We start from the raw sequence: 20,478 nt of genomic DNA on the forward strand, positions 1-20,478 counted from the left end.
TTTAGTAAGAATTAAACGCCTTGGAAGATTTCGATTTCTTTGCTGTCAGCAGTTAGCTTAACGATTGCTTTACGACGACGGCTAGTAAAACCAGCGTGACGACCAACACGTTTTGCTTTCGGCTTGTAGTTCATGATGTTTACTTTGTCTACATTAACACCAAAGATCGCTTCAATAGCGTCTTTAACTTCTGTTTTATTAGATTTAACGTCCACGTCGAACGTATATTTTTTTTCAGCCATCATTTCCATAGAACGTTCAGTGATAACTGGGCGCTTAATGATATCACGAGGATCTCTCATTATGCAAGCACCTCCTCTACTTTTGCCACTGCCGCTTTTGTCATGATTAACTTATCATGATGAAGCACATCTAGCACGTTTACGCCATCAGCAGTGATTACTGTTACTCCAGGGATATTGCGAGCAGATAACTCTACAGATTCGTTTGCATCAGCAGTTACGATAAGAGCTTTCTTCTCAACAGTTAATCCTTTAAGTACTGTTACCATGTCTTTTGTTTTTGGTGCATTTAACACTAGGTCTTCAAGAACTACAATGTTGTTCTCAACTACTTTAGTAGCTAATGCAGATTTGATTGCTAAACGACGAACTTTCTTAGGAAGTTTGTACGCATAGCTTCTTGGTGTAGGTCCGAATACCGTACCACCACCACGCCATTGAGGAGAGCGGATAGAACCTTGACGAGCACGTCCAGTTCCTTTTTGACGCCATGGTTTACGACCACCACCGCGAACTTCAGAGCGAGTTTTTACTTTGTGTGTACCTTGACGTAAAGATGCACGTTGCATCATTACAGCTTCGAAAAGTACAGCTTCATTTGGTTCGATACCGAAAATAGCTTCAGCTAATTCGATTTCACCAACCTGTGAACCAGTTTGGTTATATACAGTAACTTTTGGCATTGGAATTCCTCCTTCCTATTGTGAATTATTTGCTAACCTTCACAGCGCCTTGAACAACTACAAGAGATTTCTTAGCACCTGGAACGTTACCTTTTACTAGTAATAAGTTGCGCTCAGTGTCAACTTGAACGATTTCTAAGTTTTGGATAGTAACTTGGTCTCCACCCATACGTCCAGCAAGTTTTTTACCTTTGAATACACGGTTCGGAGCAACTGGCCCCATTGAACCTGGACGACGGTGATAGCGAGAACCATGAGACATAGGTCCGCGAGATTGTCCGTGGCGTTTGATAACACCTTGGAAACCTTTACCTTTAGAAATTCCTGTTACGTCAACGATTTCACCTGCAGCGAAAACTTCAACTTTTACCTCTTGACCAACCTCTAATCCGTCCACGTCTGCATCGCGGATTTCGCGAATGAAGCGCTTAGGAGTTGTAGATGCTTTAGCAGTGTGGCCTTGTTCAGGTTTGTTAGTTAACTTTTCACGTTTATCTTCGAATCCTAACTGGATTGCGTTGTAGCCATCAGTTTCAGTTGTTTTCTTTTGAAGAACAACGTTTGGATTAGCAGCGATTACCGTTACTGGGATTAACTCACCGTTCTCAGCAAATACTTGAGTCATACCGATCTTTCTTCCTAAGATTCCTTTGGTCATGAGTTACACCTCCTACATTTTTTAAGTTATATAAATTATAGTTTGATTTCGATATCTACACCAGACGGTAAGTCTAAACGCATTAATGAATCTACTGTTTGTGGAGTAGGACTCACGATATCGATTAAACGTTTGTGTGTGCGCATTTCGAATTGCTCACGAGAATCTTTGTACTTATGAACAGCACGAAGAATTGTGTAAATAGTCTTCTCAGTTGGTAATGGGATCGGACCAGAAACTGTTGCCCCAGAACGCTTAGCTGTTTCTACAATTTTCTCAGCTGATTGATCAAGAATACGGTGATCATAAGCTTTTAAACGGATACGAATTTTTTCTTTTGCCATTATTTTCCCTCCTTCGTTCGCCTATTTCTAAAATAGACCTTCTCCATGGAAATTTCCCCACACCATGCCATGGCAAAGCGGCCGGGTGTGTCAGCAACCTTCCACTTCATCGCAGTCAAAGACCAACATTGTCTATTATACAATGTTATTCGTCTAGATGCAAGCATCTTTTTGTTTGCATCTGCTTTTCTCTACTTTTGCTATTATACATGGCACTTTAAAGAATTTCAAGTTTTCATCTAACAGAATTCATTTTACAGTTTTTGGGTTTTGTTTTATTGATTTTATATTACTATAGAAGAAACTCGTCAAAACATAAAAATGATCTCATTCATTATATAAACACAAACAAAAAACCCAAGGGAAAATCCCTTGGGTTTTTATATCAGTTAAGATTACTCAACGATTGTAGCAACTACACCGTAACCTACTGTACGTCCACCTTCACGAATAGAGAATTTAGTTCCCTCTTCGATAGCGATTGGAGCGATAAGTTCGATAGTCATTTCGATGTTGTCACCAGGCATTACCATTTCAGTACCTTCTGGTAATTGGATGATACCAGTTACGTCAGTTGTACGGAAGTAGAACTGAGGACGGTAGTTAGCGAAGAATGGAGTGTGACGTCCACCTTCTTCTTTAGATAATACGAAAACTTCAGCTTTGAATTTAGCGTGAGCTTTTACAGAGCCAGTTTTAGCAAGAACTTGTCCACGTTGGATGTCTTCACGAGCAACCCCACGAAGTAGAGCACCGATGTTGTCTCCAGCTTGAGCTTGGTCAAGAAGTTTACGGAACATTTCTACACCAGTTACAGTTGTAGAAGCATTCTCTTCAGCAAGACCGATGATTTCTACTACGTCACCAACTTTAACGATACCGCGCTCAACACGACCAGTAGCAACTGTACCACGACCTGTGATAGAGAATACGTCCTCGATAGGCATTAAGAATGGTTTGTCAGTTTCACGTTCTGGAGTTGGGATGTAAGCATCAACTTCAGTCATTAATTCGATGATTTTTGCTTCCCAATCAGCTTCTCCTTGAAGAGCTTTAAGAGCAGAACCTTTAATTACAGGAATGTCGTCGCCTGGGAATCCGTATTCAGATAATAGGTCGCGAACTTCCATTTCTACTAATTCTAATAATTCTTCGTCGTCTACCATGTCGCATTTGTTTAAGAATACAACGATGTAAGGAACACCTACTTGACGAGAAAGAAGGATGTGCTCACGTGTTTGAGGCATTGGGCCATCAGCAGCAGATACTACTAAGATACCGCCGTCCATTTGAGCAGCACCAGTGATCATGTTTTTAACATAGTCAGCGTGACCTGGGCAGTCAACGTGTGCATAGTGACGAGTTTCAGTTTCGTACTCAACGTGTGCAGTTGAGATTGTGATTCCGCGCTCTCTTTCTTCTGGAGCAGCGTCGATTTGATCGTATCCGCGTGCTTCAGCACCACCAGCTTTTGCAAGAACTGTAGTGATCGCAGCAGTTAATGTAGTTTTACCATGGTCAACGTGGCCGATTGTACCGATGTTAACATGGGGTTTAGAACGTTCGAATTTAGCTTTAGCCATTCTAAATTCCTCCTTAGTTTATATAGGTTATTTTATATTTAGACTAGAAAGTGAAACTTAAGTCTCACTTTCTAAGCTTACATAAGTAGTTATACTTGAACAATCGATAAAAATCAATTATTCACCTTTATTTTTTTTAATAATTTCTTCAGAAACAGACTTTGGTACTTCTTCATAATGATCAAATGTCATTGAGAATGTTCCGCGTCCTTGAGTGTTAGAACGTAATGCTGTCGCATAACCGAACATTTCAGAAAGTGGAACCATAGCGCGAACAACTTGTGCGTTACCGCGAGCTTCCATACCTTCTACACGTCCACGACGAGATGTTACGTCACCCATGATATCTCCCATGTACTCTTCAGGAATTACAACTTCAACTTTCATCATTGGCTCAAGAATTACTGGGCTACATTTAGAAACCGCAGCTTTAAGTGCCATAGATGCAGCGATTTTGAACGCCATCTCAGATGAATCGACATCATGGTAAGATCCGTCAACTAATGCAGCTTTAATGTCAACTAGTGGATAACCAGCTAGTACACCATTTTTAAGTGCATCTTCAAGACCTGCTCCAACAGCTGGGATGTATTCACGTGGAACTACACCACCGACGATCTTGTTTTCGAATTCGAATCCTTTACCTTCTTCGTTAGGTTCAAACTCAATCCAAACGTGACCGAATTGTCCACGACCACCAGATTGACGAGCGAACTTACCTTCAACTTTCGCAGCAGCGCGGAAAGTCTCACGGTATGCTACCTGAGGAGCACCAACGTTTGCTTCAACTTTGAATTCACGACGCATACGGTCAACGATGATATCAAGGTGAAGTTCACCCATACCAGCGATGATAGTTTGGCCAGTTTCTTGGTCAGTGTGAGCACGGAATGTTGGATCTTCTTCAGAAAGCTTAGATAATGCTGTACCCATTTTATCTTGGTCAGCTTTAGATTTTGGTTCGATAGCTACAGAGATAACTGGCTCTGGGAATTCCATAGACTCAAGGATAACAAGGCTCTTCTCGTCACAAAGAGTATCACCAGTAGTAGTATCTTTTAAACCAACAGCAGCAGCGATGTCACCAGCGTAAACTGTTGAGATCTCTTCACGGCTGTTAGCGTGCATTTGTAGGATACGACCTACACGCTCACGCTTACCTTTAGTTGAGTTTTTCACGTATGATCCAGAGTTTAACACACCAGAGTACACACGGAAGAACGTTAACTTACCAACGTAAGGGTCAGTCATGATTTTGAATGCTAGAGCTGCGAATGGTTCTTCATCGCTAGACTTACGTTCTACTTCTTCATCTGTATCCGGAAGAGTACCTTTAATAGCAGGTACATCTAATGGAGATGGTAGGTAGTCGATAACTGCGTCTAACAGAATTTGAACACCTTTGTTTTTGAATGCAGAACCACAGATTACTGGGAAGAATTCTACAGAAGTTGTAGCCTTACGGATACCAGCTTTAAGCTCTTCTATAGTGATTTCTTCACCTTCTAGGTACTTCATCATCATTTCTTCATCAAGCTCAGCTACCGCTTCAATAAGTTTTCCACGGTATTCTGCAGCTAATTCTTTATGCTCTTCAGGAATTTCGACACGCTCGATGTCTGTTCCTAAATCGTTACCGTACATGTAAGCACACTCTTCAACAAGGTCAATGATACCATTGAACTCATCTTCAGCACCGATTGGTAACTGAATTGGATGTGCGTTTGCTTGTAAACGATCGTGGATTGTTCCTACAGAGTATAAGAAGTCTGCACCAATCTTATCCATTTTGTTAACGAATACGATACGAGGTACGCCGTAAGTAGTAGCCTGACGCCAAACAGTTTCTGTTTGTGGTTCTACACCAGATTGTGCATCAAGTACTGCTACCGCGCCATCAAGTACGCGTAAAGAACGTTCTACTTCTACTGTGAAATCTACGTGTCCAGGAGTATCAATGATGTTTACACGATGACCTTTCCATTGTGCTGTAGTTGCAGCAGAAGTAATTGTGATACCACGCTCTTGCTCTTGCTCCATCCAGTCCATCTGAGATGCACCTTCGTGAGTTTCACCGATTTTGTGAATACGTCCTGTATAATACAGAATACGCTCAGTAGCTGTTGTTTTACCAGCATCGATGTGAGCCATGATACCAATATTACGAGTGTTTTCTAAAGAGAACTCTCTTGCCATTTGGTGTCTTGCTCCTTCCATATATGGATTGGATTTTTTATTTTAAGTAGCAAAAAAGCCACTTTATATTGTTACATATGTCAGTATGTCCAGTACCCTCATTATGTAAAACGAGCGCCCAACGAAAGGGAGAGGCATTCTCCCTCTCCACACTTTCATAAGCGACAAATAAAGCGGTTTATGCTTACATTTATTTTACGTTGAATCCTACCAACGGTAATGAGCAAATGCTTTGTTAGCTTCTGCCATTTTATGAGTATCTTCACGTTTCTTAACAGATGCACCAGCGTTGTTAGCTGCATCTAAGATTTCGTAAGCTAGACGCTCTTCCATAGTTTTTTCACCACGAAGACGAGCATAGTTTACTAACCAGCGAAGACCTAAAGTTGTACGGCGTTCTGGACGAACCTCAACTGGAACTTGGTAGTTAGCACCACCAACACGACGAGCGCGTACTTCAAGAACAGGCATGATGTTCTTAAGAGCTTGCTCGAATACTTCCATTGGTTCTTTATCTGAACGTTCACGAACGATATCGAAAGCGTTATAAAGAATTGTTTGAGATTTACCTTTTTTACCGTCAACCATCATTTTGTTGATTAGGCGTGTTACAAGTTTCGAATTGTACATTGGATCTGGTAACACGTCACGTTTTGCAACAGGTCCTTTACGAGGCATATTGAGTTCCTCCTTTCATTTTAAATTTATTATTTTTTAGCAGGTTTTGGTCGCTTAGTACCATATTTAGAACGTCCTTGCATACGTTTGTCAACACCAGCTGTATCAAGCGCACCACGAACGATGTGGTAACGTACCCCCGGTAAATCCTTTACACGACCACCGCGAATTAATACTACGCTATGCTCTTGTAGGTTATGACCGATACCTGGGATGTAAGCTGTAACTTCAATACCGTTTGTTAAACGTACACGAGCGTATTTACGTAACGCTGAGTTAGGTTTCTTTGGAGTCATTGTACCAACACGAGTACATACACCACGTTTTTGAGGTGCAGAGATATCAGTTGATTTTTTCTTTAAAGAGTTGAACCCTTTGTTTAACGCAGGTGATTTAGATTTCCATACTTTATCAGTACGACCATTTCTCACTAATTGGTTAATAGTAGGCATTTGATTATCCTCCCTTCGCATGTTTGTATGACCACATATCCAGGTGGTTCATTATTAGTTGAAAACAAAGTTTTTGCAAGGGAGAGCAAATGCTCTCTCCTCACAAAAACAGTTTTAACTTATTATTCCTATTGCTGAAGCTCCCACTTGAATCCCCGAAACTTTTCCAAGTTTACGAACTGATTCAACTTTTGTTATGGGTATGTTATGTTGTAATGCAGTACGAATGATAACATGGGTTAACCGCACGTCAGCATCTTCCGCAATGACAACTTCTTTAACTATACCATTTTTAATTGCTTCCAATGTGCGTTTATGACCAACGACTACATTTTCAGCATTTGACACTTTTTGATAAGACATATAAATATCCTCCAAAGCATCGTTCAGGAGCAACCTTGATTATAGTAACATTTTGACTCATACAATGTCAACTAGGATTAGCTGTTTTTATACAAAATTTACGACGGAAAATTTTACTGTTCCACATAAACTTCATCGTTTTCTACATTCATGTTATCTTGTGTTGTTTTTACAAGATCCACTTTGCGATAACGATTCATACCTGTTCCAGCAGGAACAAGCTTACCGATAATAACATTCTCTTTCAATCCTAGAAGCTCATCGCGTTTACCTTTAATTGCTGCATCCGTTAGAACACGAGTTGTTTCTTGGAACGAAGCTGCAGATAAGAACGAATCTGTTTCAAGTGAAGCTTTTGTAATACCAAGTAGAACTGGTCTAGCTGTTGCTGGTTGTTTACCTTGCAGTAACACCTTTGCATTCGCATCAGTAAACTGATGGATATCTAGTAATGTTCCTGGTAATACATCTGTTTCACCTGCATCACTTACACGAACTTTACGCAGCATTTGACGTACCATTACTTCTACGTGTTTGTCACCAATTTCTACCCCTTGCATACGGTATACTTTTTGAACTTCACGTAATAAGTATTCTTGAACTGCTGTAATGTCCGTTACTTTTAGTAATTCTTTCGGATCAATAGAACCTTCTGTTAACTCTTTACCGTGGCTAATTGGCTGTCCTGGAGTTACTTTCAGACGAGCACCGTAAGGAATAGCATACGTACGAGCTTCAACTTCACCCTGTACAACTACTTCTTGGCGATCTTTAACATCGTTGATCGCTGCGATAACACCGTCGATTTCACTGATAACCGCCTGACCTTTCGGATTACGAGCCTCGAAGATCTCTTGGATACGAGGTAAACCTTGAGTGATATCATCTCCGGCAACCCCACCTGTATGGAACGTACGCATCGTTAACTGTGTACCTGGCTCACCGATAGATTGGGCTGCGATAATACCTACCGCTTCTCCTACTTCTACGTCTGTACCAGTTGCTAAGTTACGACCGTAACACTTCTTACATACACCGTGGCGAGTGTTACACGTAAACGCTGAACGAATGTTTACAGTTTCAACACCCGAATTTTCAACGATATGAGCAATATCTTCAGTAATTAATTGATTTTCAGCAACTAATACTTCACCTGTTTCAGGATGTTTTACAGTTTTTCTTGCAAAACGTCCAACAAGACGATCATATAACGACTCAATAACTTCATTACCCTCTTTAATCGCACCGATTAATAAACCGCGATCTGTTCCACAATCATCTTCACGAACGATTACATCTTGTGCCACGTCAACAAGACGACGTGTTAAGTAACCAGAATCGGCAGTTTTAAGTGCTGTATCGGCAAGACCTTTACGTGCACCATGCGTAGAGATGAAGTACTCAAGTACTGTTAAACCTTCACGGAAACTTGATTTGATTGGAAGTTCAATGATACGACCAGATGGATTGGCCATCAGACCACGCATACCAGCAAGCTGAGTAAAGTTCGATGCGTTACCACGGGCACCGGAATCACTCATCATGAAGATTGGATTGCGTTTATTCAAGGATTTCATCAGTTTTCCTTGGATAACATCTTTTGCATTACTCCAAATAGAGATAACGCGATCGTAACGTTCTTCTTCCGTGATTAAACCGCGACGGAATTGTTTGATTACATTATCAACTTTTGCTTGTGCTTCGTGGAGAATTTCATCTTTTTCACCTAATACAAGAATGTCAGATACCCCAACTGTAATACCAGCTTTTGTAGAGTATCTAAATCCTAAGTTTTTCATACGGTCAAGCATACGAGACGTCTCTGTAATTTTGAAACGTTTAAATACTTCCGCAATAATGTTACCAAGGATTTTCTTGCTAAATGGCGCCACTTCTTCGCGACTCGCAATAATCTCTTTAATGTTCGCACCTTTTTCAACGAAATACTCCGCTGGAGTTTCTTTTTCAAGGTTTGAGTTTGTTGGTTCATTAATATAAGGGAACGACTCTGGTAAAATTTCGTTAAATATTAATTTACCAACTGTTGTTAATAGAAGCTTACCTTTTTGCTCTTCAGTAAATGTTACGTTATTTACTGAACTTGCAGCAACTGCAACACGTGTGTGCAGATGTACATATCCGTTTTGATATGCAAGTATTGCTTCGTTTGCATCCTTGAAGACCATACCTTCACCGATTGCACCTTCACGCTCAAGTGTTAAGTAATAGTTACCTAATACCATATCCTGAGATGGAGTAACAACTGGCTTACCGTCTTTCGGATTCAAGATGTTTTGTGCCGCTAACATAAGAATACGAGCTTCTGCTTGTGCTTCTGATGATAAAGGTACGTGAACCGCCATTTGGTCACCGTCAAAGTCAGCGTTGTATGCAGTACATACAAGTGGATGAAGACGGATTGCGCGACCTTCTACTAATGTAGGTTCAAACGCCTGGATACCAAGACGGTGAAGTGTTGGTGCGCGGTTTAGAAGTACTGGATGCTCTTTAATCACAGATTCTAAAACGTCCCAAACTTCAGGTTGTACACGCTCGATTTTACGTTTAGCACTCTTAATGTTGTGTGCTAATCCTTTTCCAACTAACTCTTTCATAACGAAAGGCTTAAACAATTCAAGCGCCATTTCTTTCGGTAATCCACATTGGTACATCTTTAAGTTCGGTCCTACAACGATTACAGAACGGCCAGAGTAGTCAACACGTTTACCTAATAAGTTTTGACGGAAACGTCCTTGTTTACCTTTAAGCATGTGAGATAGTGATTTTAATGGACGGTTACCTGGTCCAGTAACTGGACGGCCACGACGACCATTATCGATTAATGCGTCTACAGCTTCTTGTAACATACGTTTTTCGTTTTGAACGATGATGCTTGGCGCACCTAAGTCCAATAGACGTTTTAAACGGTTGTTACGGTTAATTACACGACGATATAAGTCGTTTAAATCAGAAGTAGCAAAACGTCCACCATCTAACTGTACCATTGGGCGTAGTTCTGGTGGGATAACTGGTAGAACATCTAGGATCATCCAAGATGGCTCATTTCCAGAGTTACGGAATGCTTCTAATACTTCTAGACGTTTAATAGCACGAGTACGACGTTGTCCTTGCGCTGTTTTTAATTCTTCTTTTAAGAAGTCTACTTCTTTATCTAAATCGATGTCTTGTAGTAGTTTTTTAATTGCTTCTGCACCCATAGCAGCTTGGAATGTGCTACCATATCGATCACGATATGCACGGTATTCTTTTTCAGAAAGTAATTGCTTCTTATCAAGTGGTGTATCTCCACTTTCTGTTACAACATAAGAAGCGAAGTAAATTACTTCTTCAAGCGCGCGAGGGGACATGTCTAAGACAAGTCCCATGCGGCTCGGGATACCTTTGAAATACCAAATATGAGATACAGGAGCAGCTAATTCGATATGACCCATACGTTCACGACGAACTTTTGCACGCGTTACTTCAACGCCACATCGATCACAAACTACACCTTTATAACGTACACGTTTGTATTTTCCGCAATGACATTCCCAGTCCTTTTGTGGTCCGAAAATACGCTCACAGAACAAGCCATCTTTTTCAGGCTTTAACGTACGATAGTTAATTGTTTCTGGTTTCTTAACTTCACCGTATGACCAAGAACGAATCTTGTCAGGTGAAGCAAGTCCAATCTTCATATATTCAAAGTTATTTACATCTATCAAGGGGCCTACCTCCCTTTTAGTCTACAGGTTATCCCAATTATTCCTTAGTTGTCTCAACTTCAACATTCAATTTATCTGCTGATTGATGATCATCATCATCTTCCGTATCACGCATTTCAATTTCTGTATCGTCGATTGACATCATTTTAACGTCCATACCTAAACTTTGCAGTTCTTTAATCAATACTTTGAATGATTCAGGAACGCCTGGTTCTGGAACATTTTCACCTTTAACAATAGCTTCATACGTCTTAACACGTCCAACAACGTCATCCGACTTCACTGTTAAGATTTCTTGAAGAGTATAAGCAGCACCGTAAGCTTCAAGTGCCCAAACCTCCATCTCACCGAAACGCTGTCCACCGAACTGAGCTTTACCTCCAAGAGGTTGCTGCGTTACAAGTGAGTATGGTCCAGTAGAACGAGCATGAAGTTTATCGTCAACCATGTGCGCAAGTTTGATCATATACATGACACCAACAGATACGCGGTTATCGAATGGCTCACCAGTACGTCCGTCATACAGGATTGTTTTCGCGTCATTTGCCATACCAGCTTCTTCAATTGTGCCCCATACATCTTCCTCACGAGCACCATCGAATACTGGTGTTGCAATGTGAATACCAAGGTATCTTGCTGCCATACCAAGATGAAGCTCTAATACCTGACCGATATTCATACGAGATGGTACCCCTAATGGGTTTAACATGATATCGATTGGCGTACCGTCTGGTAAGTAAGGCATATCTTCTTCTGGTAAAATACGAGAGATAACACCTTTGTTACCGTGACGTCCGGCCATCTTGTCACCTTCAGAAATTTTACGTTTTTGAACGATATATGCACGTACAAGTTGATTCACGCCTGGTGGCAATTCATCGCCATCTTCACGGTTGAATACTTTTACGTCTAAGATAATACCGCCACCACCGTGTGGTACACGTAGTGATGTATCACGTACTTCACGTGCTTTTTCACCGAAGATTGCATGTAATAGACGTTCTTCTGCTGTTAATTCTGTTACACCTTTAGGTGTTACTTTACCAACAAGTAGGTCTCCATCTTTTACTTCAGCACCGACGCGAATAATACCGCGCTCGTCAAGATTACGAAGTGCATCTTCTCCAACATTCGGAATATCACGTGTAATTTCTTCTGGTCCAAGCTTCGTATCACGAGCTTCTGATTCATATTCTTCAATATGAATAGAAGTGTACACATCATCTTTTACAAGGCGCTCACTCATAATGATCGCATCCTCATAGTTATAACCGTCCCATGTCATAAAGCCAACAAGCACGTTACGTCCAAGTGCTAGTTCACCTAATTCCATAGAAGGACCATCCGCAAGGATTTCACCTTTTACAACTTCATTTCCAACACTTACGATTGGACGTTGATTGTAACAAGTTCCTTGGTTAGAACGAATGAATTTCTGCATTTTATAGCGATCTAAATCGCCTTTTACTGTTTGACCGTCAACTTCTACATAGCGACGTACCCAAACTTCACGTGCTTCTACGCGTTCAACAATACCAGGATGTTTACAGATTACTGCAGCTCCTGAGTCTTTTGCTGATACGTACTCCATACCTGTACCTACAATCGGAGATTCCGGATTCATTAACGGAACCGCCTGACGTTGCATGTTCGCTCCCATAAGTGCGCGGTTAGAGTCATCGTTTTCTAAGAACGGAATACAAGCTGTCGCTGCCGACACTACTTGTTTTGGAGATACATCCATGTAGTCGATACGTTCTTTATTTGTGACAATGTTTTCACCACGGAAACGAGCTACGATATCTTCATCAAGGAATTCCCCTTGTTCAGATAATTTCATATTCGCTTGGGCTACAACATAATTATCTTCTTCATCTGCTGTTAAATAATCAACCTGCCCTGTTACAAGACCAGTTTCTGGGTCGACACGACGGTATGGTGTTTCGATGAAACCAAACTCATTTACTTTCGCGAACGAAGATAATGAGTTAATCAAACCGATGTTTGGTCCCTCTGGTGTTTCAATTGGACACATACGACCGTAGTGAGAATAATGAACGTCACGTACTTCAAAGCCTGCGCGCTCACGCGTTAAACCACCAGGTCCTAATGCAGATAGTCTTCGTTTGTGAGTTAACTCTGCTAATGGGTTTGTTTGGTCCATGAACTGAGATAACTGAGAACTTCCGAAGAACTCTTTAATAGATGCAATAACAGGACGGATATTAATTAATGCCTGTGGCGTAATTGCATTTGTATCTTGAATCGACATTCTCTCACGAACAACACGTTCCATACGAGAAAGACCGATACGGAATTGGTTTTGTAATAGTTCTCCTACAGAACGCAGACGACGATTTCCTAAGTGGTCAATATCATCTGTGTCCCCTACTTTGTATAGTAAGTTAAAGAAGTAACTAATAGAAGCAAGAATATCACCTGGTGTGATGTGTTTTACATCGCGAGTAATATTTGCATTCCCAATTACGTTGATAGAACGTTCGCCCTCTGATTCAGGAGCATAAATCTTAATAGATTGCAGCTCAACATCGCCTTCTACCACTCCACCCATTGGTTTCGCTGTTTTGAATCCAATGTTTTTCTCTAAGTAAGGTAAAATGCGATCCAGTGTACGACGATCTAAGATTGTTCCTTCTGCCGCTAAAATTTCACCAGTTTCTGGATCCACTAATGTTTCAGCTAAACGTTGGTTAAACAATCTGTTTTTAATGTGTAGCTTTTTGTTGATCTTATAGCGACCTACATTTGCTAAATCGTAGCGCTTTGGATCAAAGAAACGAGACACAAGTAAGCTCTTTGCATTTTCTACTGTTGGTGGTTCACCAGGACGTAGGCGCTCATAAATTTCAAGCAATGCTTTTTCTGTGCTATCTGTGTTGTCTTTTTCTAACGTGTTGCTTAAGTATTCGTTATCACCTAAAAGCTCGGTGATTTCTTGATCAGAGCCAAACCCTAATGCGCGTAACAAAACAGTTACAGGAAGTTTACGCGTACGGTCAATACGCACATATACAACATCCTTAGCATCTGTTTCATACTCTAACCAAGCTCCGCGGTTTGGAATTACAGTAGCAGTAAAACCACGTTTTCCGTTTTTATCCACTTTGCCACTATAGTATACGCTTGGAGAGCGAACTAACTGGGAAACGATAACACGTTCTGCACCGTTAATTACGAATGTTCCAGTCTCTGTCATGAGTGGGAAATCTCCCATGAACACATCTTGTTCTTTTACTTCACCAGTTTCCTTGTTGATTAGACGCACTTTTACACGAAGTGGTGCTGCATACGTCACATCACGCTCTTTGCATTCTTCTACAGAGTATTTAGGTTCACCTAAGCTGTAGTCGATAAATTCAAGCGATAGATTTCCCGTAAAGTCTTCAATCGGAGAAATGTCTTGGAACATTTCTCGCAAACCCTCATCAAGAAACCACTGATAAGAAGAGGTTTGAATTTCGATAAGATTTGGTAACTCTAATACTTCACTAATACGGGCATAACTTCTTCGTTGGCGGTGGCGTCCGTATTGAACTAGTTGACCTGTCAACTGCTTCACCCCTCAAATCATGAGTATTATAAATGCACAAAAAAATTTGTGCAAAATCACAAATAAATACAACTACTGCTATTAGCGTAGTTTTTTTCTCTTAAAGATAAATACGTTGAGTCTTTCTACCTGCTCAAAAAAGAAAAATGGCTTCTATAAGAAAACCATCATTCTGTTTCATAATCTGCTGATTTTACTATCTTTTCCAAGAGAAACAAAAATATACATCTTTCTCAACGCAGAAAATCATATATTGGCATTGTATAATGTTAACATAGCCAAAAATAACCGTCAACGTTTTTTTGATTTTATGATATAATATCCTTTTTTCTTTTCTACAACTTCAACTTCAGAAAATACTTCTTCTAGTTTTTTCAGCGCAGATGGTGCACCCTGCTTCTTTTGAATAACAATCCACAGTTCTCCACCTGGAACTAAATACTCCTCAGCCTTTTCTAAAATCTCATGCACGATATCTTTACCAGCACGAATTGGAGGATTAGATAAAATAGCAGCATACTTGCCATCTACATTTTCATAGACGCTACTTTGAAAAATACGTATATTCTCGATTCTGTTATTAGCGGCATTTTCTTTCGCAAGCCCAAGCGCCCTTTCATTCACATCCACCATGTGAACTTCACGACCTTGAAACTCTTTCGCTAACGACAAACCAATAGGACCGTATCCGCAACCTACGTCTAATATATCACCTTTAATATCCGGCATTTGAAACGCTTCAATTAAAAGACGGGAACCAAAGTCCACCTCGTTTTTCGAAAACACCCCATGGTCAGATAAAAAAGTAAATTGAGATCCACGAAGTGCAAATTCCCATCGTTTACGATCACTTTTACTAGAAGGGTCGTTAGAAAAATAATGGTCTGCCATATGGCCACCTCTTTTCTTTACAGTTAAAAAAAAAGCTCGCATGAGAGCGAGCTTTTTTAAAGCATCAAAAGTTAATTACTTAACTTCTACAGCAGCGCCAACTTCTTCAAGTTTAGCTTTCATTTCTTCAGCTTCCTCTTTAGAAACGCCTTCTTTGATTGCTTTTGGAGTGTTGTCAACTAATTCTTTAGCTTCTTTTAAGCCAAGACCAGTGATTTCACGTACAGCTTTGATAACTTTGATTTTTTGAGCGCCAGCACTTGCAAGTACTACGTCAAACTCAGTTTTCTCAGCAGCAGCTTCACCAGCGCCACCAGCTACAGCTACAGGAGCAGCAGCAGTTACGCCGAATTCTTCCTCGATAGCTTTTACTAAGTCGTTAAGTTCTAATACAGTCATAGATTTAACTGCTTCAATGATTTGTTCTTTAGTCATTGTAAATATCCTCCCTTAAATAGGTTTGTATTGTTTTATAGATAACAAGTAATTATCTTTTAAAAAATTAAGCGCCTTGCTCTTCCTTTTGTTCTGCAACTGCTTTAGTAGCAAGTGCAAGGTTACGGATTGGAGCTTGAAGAACGCTAAGAAGCATAGAAAGTAAGCCTTCACGTGATGGAAGAGTAGCGATAGCTTTAACCTCATCAAGTGTTACAAGTTTACCTTCGATTACGCCCGCTTTAATTTCTAAAGCTTCGTGTTTTGTAGCGAAGTCGTTTAATACTTTCGCAGGAGCAACTACATCCTCGTTACTGAACGCGATTGCGTTTGGTCCTGTTAAGAATTCATTTAACTCAGCCATTTCAGCAGACTCTGCAGCACGACGAGTTAAAGAGTTTTTGTAAACTTTGAACTCAACGCCAGCTTCACGTAATTGCTTACGTAATTCTGTTGCTTCAGAAACTGTTAAACCACGGTAGTCAACAACGATTGTAGATTTACTAGCGCGAAGTTTGTCCGCGATTTCAGTTACAACTTGTTGTTTAGTTTCGATTACTTTGCTCATGTTATTACACCTCCTGTAGATTATATAGAAGATGTACCGAAAGTGCACTAAAAACCTCCATGCCCAACTTGTAGACATGGAGGCATATAGTCACAGAAAAAAATTCCGCTTCGTATATTAACACCTAGGTAGGAAATTAAGTCTATTGACACCTACTGTCTACGGTACACTATTTAAATTCACAACATAAATGATTATATAAAAACTTCTTTATGAAGTCAACTTCCAATTTTTACGCTAATGTAGAAACGTCTACACGTACGCCAGGTCCCATTGTAGAAGCAACTGTTACGTTCTTCATGTAAGTACCTTTTGCAGCAGCTGGCTTAACTTTTTGTAAAGTGTCAGCAATTGTTTTGAAGTTTTCTACTAGTTTAGCATCTTCGAAAGATACTTTACCGATTGGAACGTGGATGTTACCAGCTTTATCAACGCGGTATTCAACTTTACCAGCTTTGATTTCGTTAACAGCTTTAGTTACATCGAAAGTAACTGTTCCAGTTTTAGGGTTTGGCATTAAACCTTTAGGTCCTAATACGCGACCAAGTTTACCAACTTCACCCATCATGTCAGGAGTTGCTACTACTACATCGAAATCGAACCAACCTTGTTGGATTTTACCGATGTAATCAGCATCGCCTACGAAGTCAGCTCCAGCAGCTTCAGCTTCTTTAGCTTTTTCGCCTTTAGCGAATACTAATACACGTTGTACTTTACCAGTACCGTGTGGAAGAACAACTGCACCACGGATTTGTTGGTCAGCTTTCTTAGGGTCAACACCTAAACGGAATGCAGCTTCTACAGTTGCATCAAATTTAGCTGTGTTTGTTTTCTTTACTAATTCTACTGCTTCTGTTGCAGAGTAAGCAGCTGCACGATCAACAAGCTTTGCAGCTTCTACGTACTTTTTACCTCTTTTAGCCATTTTTATTTCCTCCTCGAATGTGGTTTTAGCGGAATAACCTCCCACGTTTACGCTTATTTTCAGGTATAACCTGAGGATGCGCGCCATCCATTTATTTAAAAACAATAATCATTTACGATAATAAAGGTTGCGAATTGGAATTCCAGACCCGCAACCTTTTTAAAAAAAACAAATCGAATTAGTCTTCGATAACGATGCCCATACTGCGTGCAGTACCTTCAACCATACGCATTGCAGCTTCTACGCTAGCAGCGTTTAGGTCAGGCATTTTAGTTTCAGCGATTTCGCGTACTTTATCACGCTTAACAGTTGCCACTTTATTACGGTTTGGTTCACCAGAACCAGACTCAATACCAGCTACTTTCTTAAGAAGAACAGCAGCAGGAGGAGTTTTAGTAATGAAAGTGAATGAACGGTCCTCAAATACCGTAATTTCAACAGGGATGATAAGACCAGCTTGATCTGCTGTACGAGCGTTAAACTCTTTACAGAAGCCCATGATGTTAACACCTGCTTGTCCTAATGCTGGACCAACTGGTGGAGCTGGGTTAGCTTTACCTGCAGGAATTTGAAGCTTTACCATTTTAATTACCTTTTTAGCCACGAGACACACCTCCTTAAGTCCGTGATGTGGTCAATTGGACAGTGATTTGCCCTCCCACGTCATATTTTATCGTAGCGATAAAATCTTTCAAAAAACGTCTCCGATAACGAAGACGTACTGACTTAAAAGATATTATCACTTTTTACAATTCATTTCAAGTTTCATTTTATAATTTTTCAATTTGATGGAAGTCAAGTTCAACCGGAGTCTCGCGGCCAAACATGTCTACAAGCACACTAACTTTTTTCTTCTCCACATCAATTTCTTCAATTGCACCTGTATAATCGGCGAATGGACCTTCATTTACACGTACTGTCTCATGGAGTTCAAAGTCGAAATCAACCACTTCATTGTCCATTCCCATATGCTTCATAATGGTAACGACTTCCTCTTCTAATAGAGGCGATGGTTTAGATCCAGAGCCTGAAGAACCAACAAAACCTGTTACACCCGGTGTATTACGAACAACATACCAAGAATCATCAGTCATGATTAGTTCTACTAACACGTAACCTGGGAACACTTTTCTTTTCATTAATTTTTCTTTACCGTTTTTCATTTCTACTTCTACTTCTTCCGGGACAACAACACGGAAAATTTTATCTTGCATACCCATTGATTCTACACGTTTCTCTAGGTTTGCTTTTACTTTATTTTCATATCCAGAATAAGTATGGACAACATACCAACTTTTTTCCATTCATTTAGGACGAGCGTCCTTCCCTCCCTGACGTGCATTTTTTTGCGCAAATGAAAAAACCCGTTCACCGGGCTTTTACACAGTTCTTATAAATAACATTATATCATGGATAAGTGCTTCTTATTCAAGAATTAACCAAGAATTAACCGAATTAAAGAAGAAATGCCCATATCAACTACTGCGAAGAAAATCGCAAAGAAGACAACTGTAGCAATAACTGTCGCTGTTGAGCGAAGTAATTCATCTTTTTTAGGCCAACTTACTTTTTTCATTTCGCGACCTACATCGCCGAAAAAGTTCGTTAAACGCATCTACGGGACCTCCAATTTATTATTTCAATTATTTATTTTGTTTCCTTGTGAACTGTATGCTTATTACATGTTTTACAAAACTTCTTTATCTCAAGTCGCTCTACTGAGCTCGTATCTTTCATCGTAGAGTAGTTTCGATTTTTACACTCTTCACATGAGAGTACAACTTTTTTCCTCATCAGTTACACCAGCCTTGTAACATTATGTCCCTAAAAATGTATCATACAACAAAAGACAATGTCAATGTCATGACTCTTACTCTCTTCACAAAAAGAAAACAGGTGAATTACTTTACACCTGCGCTACTTGCTATGAATTTAAAGTTGTACTCTCTCTCATCTCCATATATCTTTCCAATTTCCTTTTTACACGCTGCAATGCGTTATCAATAGATTTCACATGTCTGTTTAACTGTTCTGAAATCTCTTGATAGGAACGTCCATCTAAGTATAAAGACAGTACCTTTCTTTCTAAATCGCTTAATAATTCAGATATTTTCGATTCTATGTCTGTATATTCTTCCTGACTTATAATCATTTCTTCAGGGTCAGTTACTTTCGCTTCCGAAATAACATCTAATAGCGTTCGATCCGATTCCTCATCATAGATTGGCTTATCTAAAGATATATATGAATTTAATGGAATATGTTTTTGCCTTGTTGCTGTTTTAATAGCGGTAATAATTTGTCGAGTGATACATAGTTCAGCAAATGCTTTGAATGAAGACAGCTTGTCCTCTTTATAATCACGAATTGCTTTAAACAATCCAATCATACCTTCTTGAACAATATCTTCTCGATCGGCACCCACTAAGAAATAAGATCTTGATTTCGCGCGAACAAAGTTCTTATATTTGTGAATCAAATATTCTAGAGCGTCAGTATTACCTTTTCGAACTAACTCAACGATTGCCTCATCCTCTAAATCACGAAATGTAACGTCGCCTACACTTACGAAGCCTGCTTCCACTTTGATCCCTCCGACCGCTATTTATTTAGCAATATTATACAGTAAAAAGATAAAGAGCGTCAATGCTTCAACGCTCTCCTCTTCTTAATTTTTCTAATTTTTCTGTAATATCTTTACTAAATATCTTTCGCATGACGGGTTGCTTTTCTTTCGTGTCTGTTGTACGTCTTCTTACTTGTTGCTCCATCGCCTGCACTTCCAACTCTAATTCACGTGCAGATTTCCGAAGGGCACCTTGCGCAAATATAATCCATTGTTCTGTATAATCAGAAGTCGCAACGTATATTTGTGTATTTATATTTCTAAGCTCAATCGCAAGTTGCTCTATCTTTTCATCCGCAGTTTGATTCTTTCTCGTGAATATTACTTCCACACGCGATTGTTTCACCTTTTTTTCAATACCATGAACTGTATAGGCATCAAAAACTATCATTACCTTTGTTCCTGTATAACCTTGATAATCCGCCATCTTATCAATCAGTGCGTCTCTTGATGATTGCAAATCTACATCCCGCAGTTTCTTCAAGTCTCCCCAAGCTCCGATAATGTTGTAGCCATCAACGATTAAAATGTCGTTCAT

General features: G+C 39.9%; 21 protein-coding genes and 1 other annotated feature. All 21 genes read right to left on the minus strand.

The genetic code is table 11. The features are described 5' to 3' along the window. Positions 1-11 precede the first annotated feature (11 nt). The 21 genes from rplW to COC96_RS15635 all read right to left on the minus strand — a co-directional run bounded on the left by rplW (position 12) and on the right by COC96_RS15635 (position 20,478). Positions 12-302, minus strand: coding sequence for a 50S ribosomal protein L23 (gene rplW / locus COC96_RS15530; protein ID WP_001205557.1), 291 nt, complete (start codon positions 300-302; stop codon positions 12-14). Beyond that, positions 302-925, minus strand: coding sequence for a 50S ribosomal protein L4 (gene rplD / locus COC96_RS15535; RefSeq protein ID WP_002115319.1), 624 nt, complete (start codon positions 923-925; stop codon positions 302-304). Before rplD ends, rplW begins: the two co-directional genes overlap by 1 nt. 25 nt (positions 926-950) lie before the next feature. Continuing rightward, positions 951-1,583 carry a 50S ribosomal protein L3 gene (rplC, locus tag COC96_RS15540; RefSeq protein ID WP_000160209.1) on the minus strand — a complete coding sequence of 211 codons (633 nt, stop codon included), beginning with the start codon at positions 1,581-1,583 and terminating at the stop codon, positions 951-953. 35 nt (positions 1,584-1,618) lie between these two features. Further along, positions 1,619-1,927 (minus strand): 30S ribosomal protein S10, encoded by a 309-nt coding sequence (gene rpsJ / locus COC96_RS15545; protein ID WP_001040595.1) that lies wholly within the window; start codon positions 1,925-1,927, stop codon positions 1,619-1,621. A 395-nt stretch (positions 1,928-2,322) separates the two neighbouring features. After that, entirely contained in the window at positions 2,323-3,510 is a 1,188-nt protein-coding gene (gene tuf, locus COC96_RS15555) for an elongation factor Tu (protein WP_001029617.1), read from the minus strand. Positions 3,511-3,627: 117 nt separating this feature from the next. Beyond that, positions 3,628-5,706: an elongation factor G gene (gene fusA, locus COC96_RS15560; RefSeq protein ID WP_098268761.1), complete on the minus strand. Its 2,079-nt coding sequence runs from the start codon at positions 5,704-5,706 to the stop codon at positions 3,628-3,630. A gap of 207 nt (positions 5,707-5,913) precedes the next feature. Next, the gene (gene rpsG, locus COC96_RS15565; protein WP_001137492.1) at positions 5,914-6,384 is read right to left on the minus strand and encodes a 30S ribosomal protein S7; all 471 of its coding nucleotides are present in this window, start codon (positions 6,382-6,384) and stop codon (positions 5,914-5,916) included. A gap of 29 nt (positions 6,385-6,413) precedes the next feature. Beyond that, positions 6,414-6,836 carry a 30S ribosomal protein S12 gene (rpsL, locus tag COC96_RS15570; RefSeq protein WP_001142341.1) on the minus strand — a complete coding sequence of 141 codons (423 nt, stop codon included), beginning with the start codon at positions 6,834-6,836 and terminating at the stop codon, positions 6,414-6,416. A 114-nt stretch (positions 6,837-6,950) separates the two neighbouring features. Beyond that, positions 6,951-7,199 carry a 50S ribosomal protein L7ae-like protein gene (locus tag COC96_RS15575; RefSeq protein WP_000121833.1) on the minus strand — a complete coding sequence of 83 codons (249 nt, stop codon included), beginning with the start codon at positions 7,197-7,199 and terminating at the stop codon, positions 6,951-6,953. Between the two features lie 113 nt (positions 7,200-7,312). Continuing rightward, entirely contained in the window at positions 7,313-10,924 is a 3,612-nt protein-coding gene (rpoC, locus tag COC96_RS15580; protein ID WP_098268760.1) for a DNA-directed RNA polymerase subunit beta', read from the minus strand. Between the two features lie 37 nt (positions 10,925-10,961). After that, positions 10,962-14,495, minus strand: a complete 3,534-nt coding sequence (rpoB, locus tag COC96_RS15585; protein ID WP_098268759.1) for a DNA-directed RNA polymerase subunit beta — start codon at positions 14,493-14,495, stop codon at positions 10,962-10,964. A 291-nt stretch (positions 14,496-14,786) separates the two neighbouring features. Beyond that, a complete protein-coding gene (locus tag COC96_RS15590; RefSeq protein ID WP_098268758.1) occupies positions 14,787-15,386 on the minus strand; it encodes a class I SAM-dependent methyltransferase in 600 nt (199 codons plus the stop codon). Positions 15,387-15,461: 75 nt separating this feature from the next. After that, positions 15,462-15,821, minus strand: a complete 360-nt coding sequence (rplL, locus tag COC96_RS15595; RefSeq protein WP_000159737.1) for a 50S ribosomal protein L7/L12 — start codon at positions 15,819-15,821, stop codon at positions 15,462-15,464. Positions 15,822-15,888: 67 nt separating this feature from the next. Beyond that, positions 15,889-16,389: a 50S ribosomal protein L10 gene (rplJ, locus tag COC96_RS15600; protein ID WP_000048718.1), complete on the minus strand. Its 501-nt coding sequence runs from the start codon at positions 16,387-16,389 to the stop codon at positions 15,889-15,891. 39 nt (positions 16,390-16,428) lie between these two features. Then, positions 16,429-16,572 (minus strand) — a sequence feature (ribosomal protein L10 leader region). 49 nt (positions 16,573-16,621) lie between these two features. Next, positions 16,622-17,314 carry a 50S ribosomal protein L1 gene (gene rplA / locus COC96_RS15605; protein ID WP_057526845.1) on the minus strand — a complete coding sequence of 231 codons (693 nt, stop codon included), beginning with the start codon at positions 17,312-17,314 and terminating at the stop codon, positions 16,622-16,624. A 178-nt stretch (positions 17,315-17,492) separates the two neighbouring features. After that, complete coding sequence (gene rplK, locus COC96_RS15610) at positions 17,493-17,918, minus strand: 50S ribosomal protein L11 (protein ID WP_001085872.1); 426 nt, start codon at positions 17,916-17,918, stop codon at positions 17,493-17,495. Positions 17,919-18,084: 166 nt separating this feature from the next. Beyond that, a complete protein-coding gene (gene nusG, locus COC96_RS15615) occupies positions 18,085-18,618 on the minus strand; it encodes a transcription termination/antitermination protein NusG (protein ID WP_000415794.1) in 534 nt (177 codons plus the stop codon). 131 nt (positions 18,619-18,749) lie between these two features. Further along, the gene (gene secE, locus COC96_RS15620; protein ID WP_001241321.1) at positions 18,750-18,929 is read right to left on the minus strand and encodes a preprotein translocase subunit SecE; all 180 of its coding nucleotides are present in this window, start codon (positions 18,927-18,929) and stop codon (positions 18,750-18,752) included. Positions 18,930-18,961: 32 nt separating this feature from the next. Continuing rightward, positions 18,962-19,108: a 50S ribosomal protein L33 gene (gene rpmG, locus COC96_RS15625; RefSeq protein WP_012260172.1), complete on the minus strand. Its 147-nt coding sequence runs from the start codon at positions 19,106-19,108 to the stop codon at positions 18,962-18,964. Positions 19,109-19,238: 130 nt separating this feature from the next. Further along, positions 19,239-19,898, minus strand: coding sequence for an RNA polymerase factor sigma-70 (locus tag COC96_RS15630; protein ID WP_097904636.1), 660 nt, complete (start codon positions 19,896-19,898; stop codon positions 19,239-19,241). A gap of 67 nt (positions 19,899-19,965) precedes the next feature. Continuing rightward, positions 19,966-20,478, minus strand: coding sequence for an NYN domain-containing protein (locus COC96_RS15635; protein WP_098769029.1), 513 nt, complete (start codon positions 20,476-20,478; stop codon positions 19,966-19,968).

Source organism: Bacillus cereus, assembly GCF_002577405.1.
GTDB classification, from domain to species: domain Bacteria; phylum Bacillota; class Bacilli; order Bacillales; family Bacillaceae_G; genus Bacillus_A; species Bacillus_A cereus_AU.

What these genes read in the sequence shown, in the direction of transcription:
- rplW (WP_001205557.1), bottom strand. Translation starts at nt 302, where the DNA reads ATGAGAGATCCTCGTGATATCATTAAGCGCCCAGTTATCACTGAACGT.
- rplD (WP_002115319.1), bottom strand. Translation starts at nt 925, where the DNA reads ATGCCAAAAGTTACTGTATATAACCAAACTGGTTCACAGGTTGGTGAA.
- rplC (WP_000160209.1), bottom strand. Translation starts at nt 1,583, where the DNA reads ATGACCAAAGGAATCTTAGGAAGAAAGATCGGTATGACTCAAGTATTT.
- rpsJ (WP_001040595.1), bottom strand. Translation starts at nt 1,927, where the DNA reads ATGGCAAAAGAAAAAATTCGTATCCGTTTAAAAGCTTATGATCACCGT.
- tuf (WP_001029617.1), bottom strand. Translation starts at nt 3,510, where the DNA reads ATGGCTAAAGCTAAATTCGAACGTTCTAAACCCCATGTTAACATCGGT.
- fusA (WP_098268761.1), bottom strand. Translation starts at nt 5,706, where the DNA reads ATGGCAAGAGAGTTCTCTTTAGAAAACACTCGTAATATTGGTATCATG.
- rpsG (WP_001137492.1), bottom strand. Translation starts at nt 6,384, where the DNA reads ATGCCTCGTAAAGGACCTGTTGCAAAACGTGACGTGTTACCAGATCCA.
- rpsL (WP_001142341.1), bottom strand. Translation starts at nt 6,836, where the DNA reads ATGCCTACTATTAACCAATTAGTGAGAAATGGTCGTACTGATAAAGTA.
- COC96_RS15575 (WP_000121833.1), bottom strand. Translation starts at nt 7,199, where the DNA reads ATGTCTTATCAAAAAGTGTCAAATGCTGAAAATGTAGTCGTTGGTCAT.
- COC96_RS15590 (WP_098268758.1), bottom strand. Translation starts at nt 15,386, where the DNA reads ATGGCAGACCATTATTTTTCTAACGACCCTTCTAGTAAAAGTGATCGT.
- rplL (WP_000159737.1), bottom strand. Translation starts at nt 15,821, where the DNA reads ATGACTAAAGAACAAATCATTGAAGCAGTTAAATCTATGACTGTATTA.
- rplJ (WP_000048718.1), bottom strand. Translation starts at nt 16,389, where the DNA reads ATGAGCAAAGTAATCGAAACTAAACAACAAGTTGTAACTGAAATCGCG.
- rplA (WP_057526845.1), bottom strand. Translation starts at nt 17,314, where the DNA reads ATGGCTAAAAGAGGTAAAAAGTACGTAGAAGCTGCAAAGCTTGTTGAT.
- nusG (WP_000415794.1), bottom strand. Translation starts at nt 18,618, where the DNA reads ATGGAAAAAAGTTGGTATGTTGTCCATACTTATTCTGGATATGAAAAT.
- secE (WP_001241321.1), bottom strand. Translation starts at nt 18,929, where the DNA reads ATGCGTTTAACGAACTTTTTCGGCGATGTAGGTCGCGAAATGAAAAAA.
- rpmG (WP_012260172.1), bottom strand. Translation starts at nt 19,108, where the DNA reads ATGAGGAAAAAAGTTGTACTCTCATGTGAAGAGTGTAAAAATCGAAAC.
- COC96_RS15635 (WP_098769029.1), bottom strand. Translation starts at nt 20,478, where the DNA reads ATGAACGACATTTTAATCGTTGATGGCTACAACATTATCGGAGCTTGG.